This window comes from bacterium (genome assembly GCA_030655055.1).
Classification (GTDB): Bacteria; Edwardsbacteria; AC1; order AC1; family EtOH8; genus UBA5202.
Genome location: JAURWH010000174.1, coordinates 1 through 10,979, shown reverse-complemented (window position 1 = coordinate 10,979; position 10,979 = coordinate 1). Strand labels below are relative to the sequence as shown.

Annotated in this window: 11 protein-coding genes; all 11 read right to left on the bottom strand. The window is 54.3% G+C overall.

Annotation, left to right across the window (positions count from 1 at the left end):
- Positions 1–91: 91 nt before the first annotated feature.
- Positions 92–883 carry a bifunctional hydroxymethylpyrimidine kinase/phosphomethylpyrimidine kinase gene (gene thiD, locus Q7U71_08250; protein ID MDO9391749.1) on the bottom strand — a complete coding sequence of 264 codons (792 nt, stop codon included), beginning with the start codon at positions 881–883 and terminating at the stop codon, positions 92–94.
- Positions 880–1,680 carry a histidinol-phosphatase HisJ family protein gene (locus tag Q7U71_08245; protein ID MDO9391748.1) on the bottom strand — a complete coding sequence of 267 codons (801 nt, stop codon included), beginning with the start codon at positions 1,678–1,680 and terminating at the stop codon, positions 880–882. The genes thiD and Q7U71_08245 overlap by 4 nt, the downstream gene beginning before the upstream one ends.
- On the bottom strand, positions 1,677–2,408 hold the full coding sequence (locus Q7U71_08240; protein MDO9391747.1) for a hypothetical protein: 732 nt from the start codon (positions 2,406–2,408) through the stop codon (positions 1,677–1,679). The genes Q7U71_08245 and Q7U71_08240 overlap by 4 nt, the downstream gene beginning before the upstream one ends.
- Positions 2,409–2,440: 32 nt before the next feature.
- The gene (locus tag Q7U71_08235) at positions 2,441–4,231 is read right to left on the bottom strand and encodes a tetratricopeptide repeat protein (GenBank protein ID MDO9391746.1); all 1,791 of its coding nucleotides are present in this window, start codon (positions 4,229–4,231) and stop codon (positions 2,441–2,443) included.
- A gap of 1 nt (position 4,232) precedes the next feature.
- Positions 4,233–5,909 (bottom strand): tetratricopeptide repeat protein, encoded by a 1,677-nt coding sequence (locus Q7U71_08230; protein MDO9391745.1) that lies wholly within the window; start codon positions 5,907–5,909, stop codon positions 4,233–4,235.
- Positions 5,910–5,923: 14 nt separating this feature from the next.
- Positions 5,924–6,301 (bottom strand): GNAT family N-acetyltransferase, encoded by a 378-nt coding sequence (locus tag Q7U71_08225; protein ID MDO9391744.1) that lies wholly within the window; start codon positions 6,299–6,301, stop codon positions 5,924–5,926.
- A 127-nt stretch (positions 6,302–6,428) separates the two neighbouring features.
- Positions 6,429–7,133 (bottom strand): 5'-methylthioadenosine/adenosylhomocysteine nucleosidase, encoded by a 705-nt coding sequence (locus tag Q7U71_08220; GenBank protein ID MDO9391743.1) that lies wholly within the window; start codon positions 7,131–7,133, stop codon positions 6,429–6,431.
- A 45-nt stretch (positions 7,134–7,178) separates the two neighbouring features.
- The gene (locus Q7U71_08215; GenBank protein MDO9391742.1) at positions 7,179–8,525 is read right to left on the bottom strand and encodes a phosphomannomutase/phosphoglucomutase; all 1,347 of its coding nucleotides are present in this window, start codon (positions 8,523–8,525) and stop codon (positions 7,179–7,181) included.
- Between the two features lie 298 nt (positions 8,526–8,823).
- Positions 8,824–9,534, bottom strand: a complete 711-nt coding sequence (ybgF, locus tag Q7U71_08210; protein ID MDO9391741.1) for a tol-pal system protein YbgF — start codon at positions 9,532–9,534, stop codon at positions 8,824–8,826.
- Between the two features lie 121 nt (positions 9,535–9,655).
- Positions 9,656–10,159 carry a peptidoglycan-associated lipoprotein Pal gene (gene pal / locus Q7U71_08205; protein MDO9391740.1) on the bottom strand — a complete coding sequence of 168 codons (504 nt, stop codon included), beginning with the start codon at positions 10,157–10,159 and terminating at the stop codon, positions 9,656–9,658.
- Between the two features lie 104 nt (positions 10,160–10,263).
- Positions 10,264–10,979, bottom strand: a 716-nt coding sequence (locus Q7U71_08200; protein ID MDO9391739.1) for a Tol-Pal system beta propeller repeat protein TolB, incomplete at its 5' end; no start/stop codon positions are given.

Below are 10,979 nucleotides of genomic sequence, written 5' to 3'. Positions count from 1 at the left end.
GCCGGCCAGAGCGGTCAGGACGAAGGCCATTAAAAATGAAGGTGAGTGCATGGCGTGTTTCCCTGAAAGGTTGATAACGAGGACGGTGGGATTATTTATTTTCGGTCTCCCAGAAATGATCCAGCGGGCCGTGGCCGTGGCCGATGGACAGGGAATTCTTTATCCCCCCGGTCACATAGCGCTTGGCCCGGGCCACGGCGCTGTCGATATTCTCGCCCTTGGCCAGGAAGGCGGTGATGGCCGCCGAATAAGTGCAGCCGGTGCCGTGGGTGTTGGAGGTGTTGATGCGCTGGGCTTCCAGCACGGTGAACTTGTGGCCGTCGAACAGAAGGTCGGTGGCGCTGCCCGGCAGATGCCCGCCCTTGATCAGCACGTGGCGCGGACCCAGCACCGAGATCTTGAACGCCGCCTCCTTCATCTGGTCCAGGTTGGCGATGGTCTTCATCTTGGAGATCCGCTTGGCTTCGTCCAGGTTGGGGGTCACCAGGAAGGCCAGGGGGAAAAGGCAGGACACCAGGGCCGCTTCGGCCTCGGGCTGCAGCAGCGAATGTCCGCCCTTGGCCACCATCACCGGGTCCACCACCAGGGGCCCTATCTGGTGCTTGCGGATGTCGTGGGCCACGGTCTCTATCACCTGGCGGTTGAAAAGCATCCCGGTCTTGGCGGCCTGGCAGCCCATGTCCTTAAGCAGAACCTCCAGCTGCCGGCTGATGAACTCGGGCTTGACCGGAAAGATGCCGAACACGCCCTGGGTGTTCTGGGCGGTCAGGGCGGTGATGACGTTGATGCCGTAGACCCCGCAGGCGGCGAAGGTCTTGAGGTCGGCCTGGATCCCGGCCCCGGCCCCGCTGTCGGAGCCGGCGATGGTCAAAGCAATTTTCATTTGCGCTTTATCTGGTTGAGTTGGGGGATGTCGTGCAGCACTGTTCCGAAATCATGGCCTATGTCCTGGACGCGGTGGGCGTCGCTGCCCAGTGTCAGCTTGATGCCGCCCATCTTCAGGTATTCCAGCACCGCCGGGTATGGGGGAAAGGTCTCCTTCACCTGCTGACGCAGGCCGGAGGTGTTGACCTCCAGCATCATGTCGGCCTGGATCAGATGCTTTAATATTTTCTTATAATTCTTCTCGTACTTTTTGTAGACCAGCGGACCGTAATGCAGATGTCCGTATCTTTTGCACAGGTCCAGGTGGCCCAGGCAGTCGAACAGCCGGCTGTCTATCAGCTTCTCCACTTCCTGAAAATACTCGCCGTAGGCCTGCTCCTCCTCAATGGCGCCGTAATGTTTTTTGGCCAGCTCCGGCCGAGAAACATCCTTGGAGCCCACCATGTGCACCGAACCGATGGTGAAATCGAACTGGTGCTGATGAATGAAGTCCAGTATCTGCTGGCGCCGCCGGGGCTGGTAGGTGATCTCTATGCCCTTGTAGATCTTAAGCGATCGACCCATGGCCACCCTGGCCTCGGCCAGCTCTTCATTGTACTTCCGGTCATCATAAAAACCGCACCCCTGGTCCGAAGGGTCAAAGTCGGCGTGCTCGGTAAAGACCAGGGCCTTCAGGCCGATCTTCAATGCCTGGCGGCAGGCGGCCTGCATGCCCATCTCGGAATCGCAGGAGATCCGGCTGTGGAGGTGGGTGTCGATGGCGCCCAAGGGATATTTTAGGATTTCTAAATTCACTTGTTCTCTGTGGTTCTTTCTTTTTTGCCGAAATCAAAACTCAGCCCCAGATTGAACAGGAACGGATGCCAGAACATTTCCACATCCTGGCCCAAAGGGATTGTAGCGCCAATCTGGGCCATGAACTTAAGATGTTTGTAACCCAGCCGGGCGGTGATGACCGGCTCCATGAAGATGCCATCGACATTATGATCCAGCGACAGGTCGCCGCTTTTAATCTGGTAAAAATTCACGTAACAAGTCCTCAGACTTATGGCGGCATCGAAGAAATCAGTGGCAGTGCCGATGCTAGGCTGGATGAAAAACCGCCGGTAATTCCCGGTGGCTATTACTTCCTGGGGACCGAAAAAATCATAGCTGTTGCTGTATGTGGATGTGCCCTGGCCGTAACCTCCATAGGTCTCGAACCGCCCGGCGCTTCCGAAAGCGGTATAATATCCGGCCCCGCCTTCAAAGAAAATCCGTTTGGTCTTATCTACGACAGTTGCGTCTGCATTATCTGTTAATGTTCCTTCATAAAATGAACCATTGGCCATCAAGCCCAGGTTACTCGTCAGCGCATAGCTGGTTTGGAAATCAGTGCCACTAGACCCAACAGAAACCGCCCCTTGGAACTGTCCCTGGTTGCTGAGCAGCGGCACGTTTACCGCATTGGGAATGTATGCCGGGGCGCAACCGATCAGCGCTGACATCAGCGCTAACAAAAGGGCCAATGAAATATTTTTCATTTTATACTCCTAAGTACGATTTGTTCGTTGAGCTATTTCCGGTAGGGTCTCAAAGCTTCCTCAACCCTGGGGTCCGGTGTCATACCCAAGCTTATTGACTTATCGTAATACTTGATGGCTTTTAGATGATCCTGGGCCCGGTAGTACAGCGAGGCCAGATGAAAGTTCACTTTTATGTCTTCGGGATCCAGCGCCGCCGCCTGCAGCAAATACTGTTCGGCTTGTAAAAGCGATCCCCTTTTAAAATGAACCACTCCCAGGTTATCGTAAATCTCGGCTTTGCCGGGATTCAATTTTGCCGCCTCCAGGAACTCCCGCTCGGCTTCGTCCATCCGGTTCTGCTGCAGGTAAAGCAGGCCCAGATTATTGCGGGCCCCGGCATTGGATGGTTCCCTGACCAGCAGTTCCCGGAAGACCGCCTCGGCCTCGCTGGAACGGCCCATTCCCAGATAAAGAAGACCCAGGTCATTGTAGGCCGTGGTGTGCTGCGGATTGATCTTCCAGGAAATGAGGAATTCCTCCTCCGCCCTGGCGTAGGACCCCTCCTGGGCATAACACCGGCCCAGCATGTTGTGGGCATGATAGGAATGGGGGGAATTCTTTACAGTATTGCCCCAGTAGCTGAACCGATTGGCATAGTTTCTTGTGTGAAGAGCATTCAGCAGGACAAAGGCCAGCAGCCAGATGGCGACGACAGCCCCCGCAGCCGTTCTCTCCGGGCGGCTTGACAGCTTCAAGTCCGATTGGAGCAGCATCACCGCAAAACCGCACAGGGGAAGGTACATCCGGTGCTCGGCAAAATTGGCATAGGAGGTGTTGCCCAAAAAGGTCGGCACCAGGAATAATATGAACCACGACAGACCCAGCCAAAACAGCTTCCGGTCCCTGATGCCGCCCAAAAGAAAGACGGCGGCCAGCCCGGCCAGAGAGAACAAGCCATAGCCTATCGGTAGATCGGCCGGGATCGGGTCCCCGGAAAGATTGAAAGGGAAGAACACTTTGCCGATGTAGCTTACGAATCCCGTCAGGTTCTGGGATAAAGTATTGATCCGGGCGGCGGCCACGCCGGCACCGGGCTGGATCGCGTTCATTCTCAGCAAATAATAGACAACCGCCATCACCAACCACCCAGCGACCGGCAGGAAGAGGTTCACCCCGTCCTCCTTCTTGGCATTCTTCCTTGAAAACAGCCAGTAGCCAAAGGCCATGACCGGCAGAAAGACCGCAGTCTCTTTGCTAAGCAGGGCCAGGAGGAAGAGCATTAAATGGGCGCCCAAAACCCAATTCCGTCCTTTTTGAACGTATTCAATGAAAGCCAGGAACGAGCCCAGAACCAATACCGTCAAGAGCGGGTCGTTCCGGCCGGGGATCCAGCCCACCCCCTGGGCCAGCAGCGGGTGCACGGCAAAGAACAGCGAGGCCACCAGGCTCCGCCCGGGAGGTATTCCCAGCCGCGACAGGAACCGGAACAGCAAAAGCACCGCCAGCAGGTGCAGCAGCAGGTTGCCCAGATGAAAGGCAAAGGGCTTCATCCCGCCCCAGATGGCGTCGGCCATAAAGGAAAGCGTCAGCACCGGGCGGTAATATATCTCCTGGTGACCCCAAACCACGTCGGTCTCGAAAGCCCTCAGGATGTTGGCCGGATCGGAAAGCATTCCGGCCTTTTCAACGATGAGCTGGTAATCGTCGTGGCCGGAAAAATCAAAGCCCAGGGTCTGGGCATAAAGACCCGCTACCACCAGAGCCAGCAGGGCATAGGGCCGCCAGGAAGCTGTCATATAGCGAAATATTTTTCCGGCCGCTGCCGCATTCTTACCGGACATGTTACCTGCTTCCTTTTAATTGTTGGAGTTGGAGGAAATGCTGCCGGGCCGCCGAGTCAGCGGGGTTCAGGGATAAAGACCTGCTCAGATAATATTCGGCCGAATCCAGTTTGCCTGCCTGCATTAAAAGCACACCCAGATTGTCGTAAGGCTGTGGTTTTGAAGGATCAAGTCTGATGGCCTCCTGAAGCTGATGGCGCGAAGAGTCCAGCATCCCCAGGTTGAAATATACCAACGCCAGGTTGTTGCGGACATTGGCGTAATTCGGGTCAAGCTTCAGCACTTTCTGGAACTGCTCCCCCGCCTGTTGGACCTTGCCATATTCCAGATACAGCAGGGCCAGGTCGTTGGGGATCGACGGCCCTTGGGGATCCAGCTGTGCGGCCTTGATGAATTCCTGCTCGGCCTTGGCTGGCTGCAGGTCCCGCACCCAGGCCCTTCCCATCATTTGGTGGGCCAGGCCGGAGTTGGGCGAGGTTCGGGCGGCGTTGCCCCAGAATGTCTGGTCGGTTTTAAAGTCGGCAATGTGCCTTGTCGCCAGCACCCCGAAGACAACCAGGATGGGCAATCCGGCCATCAGCGCCGGCTTCAGGGCAATTTTTCGGACGACGTTCGTTTCCAGCAGCATTATCACCAGGCCGACCAGCGGCAGGTAGAGCCGGTGTTCCAGATAATTTATCTGCCCGGCCAGTTTGACGAAGGTGGGCAGCAGGAACAGCAGGTACCAGCTTAAACCAAAGAGGAACATTTTACGATTGTGAATCCCTTTGACCAGCCCCAAGGCCAGCACCAGCGCTATTGCCATCAGGCCCCAGAATAGCTTGACGTCTCCGGAAAGCGGCAGGACTGAGAGGTTGAAGGGGAAAAAGACTTTACCGGTATAGGAGACCAAACCTGTCAGTATTTCCTTAAAGTTTGCGAACTGTCTTTCGTGGGCGTTGACCGCCGGAGAGATCGCCTGCCATCTCAGTCCGTACCACCCGGCCAGAATAATGACCCAGCCCGAGATCAAGGGTAAAAGCTTTTTAAACGACGGGATTTCTTTTGAAACTGCCCAGACATATAACAGCCCGGCCAGGGGGAAGACCACAGCCGCTTCTTTGGTCAGGCAGGCCAGAGCGAAGAAAAGGAAGTGACCTAGCAGGTCGCCAATATTTTGTTTCTCAAGATAGCGGATCAGGAATATGAACCCGGCCAGGGTCAGCAGGGTCAGCAGGGTATCGTTGCGGCCGGGGATCCAGGCCGAAGCCTGGACCAGCGCCGGGTGGGCTAGGTAGAATAACGAGACAGCAAAAGACCGCAACCGGCCAAACCCAAGTTTCTGGAAGAACCGGAATATAAGCAGGCCGCAGGCCAGGTGCAGCAAGATGTTGGTGAAGTGAAAGACAAACGGTTTCTGGCCGCCTAAAGCTGCGTCCAGCATCAGGGACACGTTTAACAGCGGACGGTAGTAGGTTCCGGGGTTGCGCCAGTAGACGTCTTTGAGAAAGGCCTGGGGCAGGTTGGCAAGATTTGAGATGTGGGGGTAATTCTGGACGATCAGGTGTTCGTCATCCAGGGAAACATAGCCCAGGCCCAGGGCCTGAAAATAGAGGAGAAACCCCAGTCCTATGATCCAGAGATAGGGACGGAAGCCTTTGAGATATAGGGTGTCGTAATTTATGTTTTGTAAAAACATACTTTGTTAACTTGTCACAAATTCTTACTTAGCTGATAAACAACTGTCTTGTCCGGCCTCAGCTCAGGACCGCCAATAATGTCGAAACCAAGGCTTTCCCAATACTTGATGGCTCGTTCGTTATTTGTCTGCACCGCAGATAAAACAACCCTAACTTGCGGGTCTTCTTTTATCTTACTTATAACAACTTCTGTTGCTTTTCTTCCCAGACCTTTGTTTCTGTAGGGCTTGGCGACCATTATTAAGGATATGAAAGCATTTTCCGGCTTACCTTCAAACATACTTGGCACAAAATCAATGATCCCAACCATTGTTTCTTTCAGGTCAAATATCCCACAAAACAATCCATTCTCTTTTTTGGAATGATCAATATCCGCTTTTACCATATCCATTGAGGCTTTTGATATGGGTCCCAAGGATAGAAAATCCTCGCATTGCTGGTAAACCGACAATACTTGAGACAGTTGTGATTCAACTATTGGAGTAATTTTAAAGGATTTGCATTGAAAAAACATATTTTTAAATGCTTGCCGGCGGCTTTGTGTAATGCTTGATAAAATCTTTTACCACTTCAATTGCATTCAATGAAGAGGATGCTACATTATTATCAAAGTCCTCCGAACCGCAATCATCTGCATTGTCGGATATCGAGCGAATGACGATAAATGGTATTTTATTTACATAGCAGGCATGGGCTACAGCAGCACTTTCCATATCAACACAATACGGGTCATATTTGCTGACCAGCTTACTTCTTTCATCATCATGGATAAATGCTTCACCGGTTATCGCTTTCCCGGAAAACCATCTCTTTGCAGAATAATTTGACTTCATCATATCCAGGCATGCGGTTAACATCCCCCTGTCCGGTCTGAAATATTCATCTTTCATCCAAGGATGATATTCTGTAATTATTTCTGGCAAAACATCGTGGTATGCAATCGCGTCGGGTACTATAATATCGCCAACGGACATATCATCCTTTAAAGCACCAGCAACTCCAATGTGAATCAAATGAGAGACATTGAATTTGCTTATGAGTATTTGAGTTGCAATGGCTGCATTGACCTTGCATGCACCAGAAAAAACGGAGACTACGGGAACATTATTATATGTGCCTTCATAAAAGTTCAACATAGCATAGGAAGTAGCGGCTTTCGATTCCATTAATTCAACAAAAGGGCATATTTCTTCCTCAGACGGGCCAATTATTCCAAATATCATAAATTTGTCTTTCCTTGCACTTATTAAAACACCTTACTGTTTCATCTAACCCCTTATCACCTGTAACAGCTCCTTCACCTTTTCATCCAGCAACGCCTGCGACTCCGCCTCCACATTCAGCCTAAGCAGCGGCTCGGTGTTGGAGGGCCGGATGTTGGCCCACCAGTCGGGATAGGAAATGGTCAAACCGTCCAAATGGTCCAGCTGGGCGCCTTTGGCGGAATAGATCTTCTCCAGCTCGGCCAGCTTGCCCGGGATGTCCTGCACGGTGGTGTTGGTCTCGGGGATCCGCACATAGCGGTCTATCTCGTCCACCAGTTGCGACAGCGGCTTGTTCTCCTCGGAGATCAACTGCCAGCAGACCAGAAAGGCTATCAGCCCGGAATCGGCGAACCAGTTGTCCCTAAAATAGAAATGCCCGGAGTGCTCGCCGCCAAAGATGGCGTTATGCTCCCGCATCAGGGGTTTGATCAGGGCGTGGCCCACCTTGCTGCGCACGGCCTGTCCCCCGTACTTTTCCACGGTCTCCTTGACGCAACGCGAACAGATGGCGTTGTACAATATGGCCGAGCCGGGGTTCTTCTTTAAAAGCACTTTGGAAACCAGGGCCGCCACGTCCGAGCCGGCCAGGGCCCGGCCCTTCTCGTCCACCAGAAACATCCGGTCGGCATCGCCGTCGAAGGCCGCCCCAAAGTCGCAGTGCTGCTTGACCACCGTCTCCTGCAGGGCCGCGATGTTCTCCGGCTCTATGGGGCTGGCCGGGTGGTTGGGGAAGGTCCCGTCCAGGTCAAAGAACATCGGCACCAGGGTGCCCGGCAGCTGGCGGAAGATGGGCGGGATGGTGCGCCCGGCCATGCCGTTGCCGGCGTCCACCGCTATCTTGTATCCCCAGATCTTCTTGTGGTCCACAAACGACAGGCAGTGGCTGATGTAATCCAGGTCTATGTCCCGGGAAATTATCGTTCCCTTGGAGGCCCCTGTCTTCAGCTTGCCCTGGTTTATCAGGTCCCGCATCTGGTTCAATCCCTCGTCGCCGGAAAGCGGGATGGCATTGGCCTGGCAGATCTTCAGGCCGTTGTACTGGGCCGGATTGTGGCTGGCGGTGATCATCACCCCGGCATCAAAGCCGAACTTGCCCACCGCAAAATACAGCCCGTCGGTGGAAACCAGCCCCACGTCTATCACCTGGGCCCCCTGCATGGTGATGCCCTCGGCCAGGGCAGTGAACAGCGGCTGGGACGAGGTCCGCATGTCCCGGCCCACGGCCACGGTCTTGCAGTTCAGGTGGTCCACCAAAGCCCGCCCGATCTCCTTGGCCTGGGCCTCATCCAGCTCATTGGGATAGACCCCGCGGATGTCGTAGGCCTTGAATATTTTGGGATTGACCGGCATATTGCTCCTTGCTATATGATGGTTAAAAATTATTATCGGGATTCATTAGGAACCTACCACTGAAACACTGAAGCATTGAAAACACGGATGAATTTAGGTTAACTCTTATAATTTGATGAAATACTTTTCGTAAATTCCGTGTTTCCGTGGTAAAAGAGGACTTGCTTGAACCGTTTTACCATAACTTATAAGTTTAACCCCGCCATATTTCAAAGTCAACAAAAAAATGATGCAAAAAAGGCCTCTTCCCAAAGGGAAGGGCCTTTTTCATTGATTTCTACATTTCCCAGGAGAACCTTTATTTCAGCTTGTCCTTGGCCAGGGCGGCTTCGGGGCTTTTGGGATATTTTTTAACCAGCAGCTGCCAGTATTGCCTGGCCTTGGCCTTGTCGCTCATCTCCTGGAGGCACAGCCCGATCTTGTAAAGCGCAGCCGGTTCCTTGTCCTTGCCCGGATAGTTTCCCACCACTTTTTCAAACTCGGTCAAAGCCGGCTCGTATTTCTTCTGGGCGTAATAACCCTCGCCGATCCAGTACTGGGCATTGTCGGCCAGGTCGTGCTTGGGGAACCGCTTGATGAACTCGTTGAACCCGGCCAAAGCCAGGTCGTAATTGCCCTTGGTGATGTCCAGGTACGAGGCGTCGTAAAGTTTCTTGGGGTTGGTCTCGGCGGGAACTTCAGCTTTCGGCTCCGGGGCCGGCCCCTTGGGGTCCGGCTGGCTGGGGCCGATGGGCAGGGGGCGGTACTTGTTGTCCTCCTGCTGCTGCTCGGCTATGCTCCACTTCTCCCCGGCCGAGGCCGACAGGCTCCTCAGCTCTGCCCGCAGTTCGTAGATCATCCCCATCTGGACCTGGATCAGGCTGTCCATCACCAAGGTCCGGCGGTCGATCTTTTTCTCCCGCAGCTCTATGGAATCCAGCTGATCGGTGACCCGGATGTATTCCTTCTTCATCCCGCAGCCCATGAAAACAGCCAGGGATAGTGAGACCAATAGCAATGATTTTTTCATGATGTATTTTTGAAATTATTGTTGTAAGATAAATAAATGCCAAAGGTTTGTCGGCCTTCGTGGTTCCCGGTATTTTAAGTGATCCTGTCAATCATGTAAATCCTGTCTTTCCCGGGAAATACTATTTGGCTACTGGAACGATCTCCACCCTGCGGTTCTTGGCCCAGCTGGCTTCATCGTTGCCTGCTACAGCGGGCTTTTCCTTGCCAAAGCTGACGGTGGACAGCCGGGAGCGGCTGACGCCCAGGTTCTCCAGGTATTCCCGGACGGCGTTGGCCCGCTTTTCGCCCAGGGCCAGGTTGTATTCGGCCGTGCCCCGCTCGTCGCAGTGGCCTTCCAGCCGCAGGGCGACATCGGGATAGCTGCGCAGCAGGCCGCCGGCCTGGTTAAGCAAAGCCTTGCCCTCTTCGTTCAGGGAATAGGAATCAAAGGCGAAGAATATCGTTTTGAATTCTATCTTGGGAACCACCGGCTGGGCCTCGACCGGCGGGGTGGCCACCGGAGCCGGGATGGAAACCTCCGGCTGCTTGATGGGTTCTTCCTGCTTCACGGTCTGTTTTTTGGTGCAACCAAAGCCAAGCGCCAGAACCAGGCACATTGCAATTACGGTAAAATATTTATTCATTGAACTCCTTTGGTTTTGTATTTAGACTAAAGATTAGTTTCAAGGGTAAAGGAAGATAGGTGCCATTATATAACAAATCCGCATTTTATTCAATCTGAAACGCCCTACTGGGCCGGGCCCCAGGCCGGCATGTACGAGCCGCCGTTGTTGGTGATGGCCTGCTGGACGCTGCCGTCCCAGTGCATCCGCCAGATCTGGTGGCTCCCGGTGCGGCTGGAGGAGAAGCACAGGTGCAGGCCGTCCGGCGACCAGCTGGGGTCCTCATTGTCGCCCTCGTAGGTCAGCTGGACGAAGTTGTCCCCGGTGATGTCTATGGTGCAGACCTGGAATCTTCCGTCTATCCGGGAAACGAAGGCGATCTTGTCGCCCCGGGGTGACCAGCTGGGCGAGGTGTTGTAGCCGCCCTGGTAGGTCAGCCGCCGGATGTTGGCCCCTTCTGTGTCCATGATATATAGCTGGGGCGAGCCGGGCCGGTCGGAGTTGAAGACCAGTTCCCGGCCGTTGGGCGACCAGGAGGGCGAGCAGTCTATGGCCCAGGAGTTGGTGAGGCGGCGCAGTTCCTTGGTTTCCGGTGACAGCAGGTAGATCTCGGCGTTGCCGTCCTTGGACAATGTAAGAGCCAGAAATTTTCCGTCCGGGGACCAGGCCGGAGAGGTGTTCAACCCCTCGGTCTGGGAGATGACGGCCGTTTTGCCGCTGGCCAGGGTCAGGGAAACGATGTCGGTGCGGTTGCGGTAGAAAGAGACGAAGGCCAGCGCCCCGCCGCCCGGCTGCCAGTCCGGCGAGATGTTGATGGAGTTGAAATTGGTGAGGGCCCGAA

What these genes read in the sequence shown, in the direction of transcription:
- thiD (MDO9391749.1), bottom strand. Translation starts at nt 883, where the DNA reads ATGAAAATTGCTTTGACCATCGCCGGCTCCGACAGCGGGGCCGGGGCC.
- Q7U71_08240 (MDO9391747.1), bottom strand. Translation starts at nt 2,408, where the DNA reads ATGAAAAATATTTCATTGGCCCTTTTGTTAGCGCTGATGTCAGCGCTG.
- Q7U71_08235 (MDO9391746.1), bottom strand. Translation starts at nt 4,231, where the DNA reads ATGTCCGGTAAGAATGCGGCAGCGGCCGGAAAAATATTTCGCTATATG.
- Q7U71_08230 (MDO9391745.1), bottom strand. Translation starts at nt 5,909, where the DNA reads ATGTTTTTACAAAACATAAATTACGACACCCTATATCTCAAAGGCTTC.
- Q7U71_08225 (MDO9391744.1), bottom strand. Translation starts at nt 6,301, where the DNA reads ATGGATATGGTAAAAGCGGATATTGATCATTCCAAAAAAGAGAATGGA.
- Q7U71_08220 (MDO9391743.1), bottom strand. Translation starts at nt 7,133, where the DNA reads ATGATATTTGGAATAATTGGCCCGTCTGAGGAAGAAATATGCCCTTTT.
- Q7U71_08215 (MDO9391742.1), bottom strand. Translation starts at nt 8,525, where the DNA reads ATGCCGGTCAATCCCAAAATATTCAAGGCCTACGACATCCGCGGGGTC.
- ybgF (MDO9391741.1), bottom strand. Translation starts at nt 9,534, where the DNA reads ATGAAAAAATCATTGCTATTGGTCTCACTATCCCTGGCTGTTTTCATG.
- pal (MDO9391740.1), bottom strand. Translation starts at nt 10,159, where the DNA reads ATGAATAAATATTTTACCGTAATTGCAATGTGCCTGGTTCTGGCGCTT.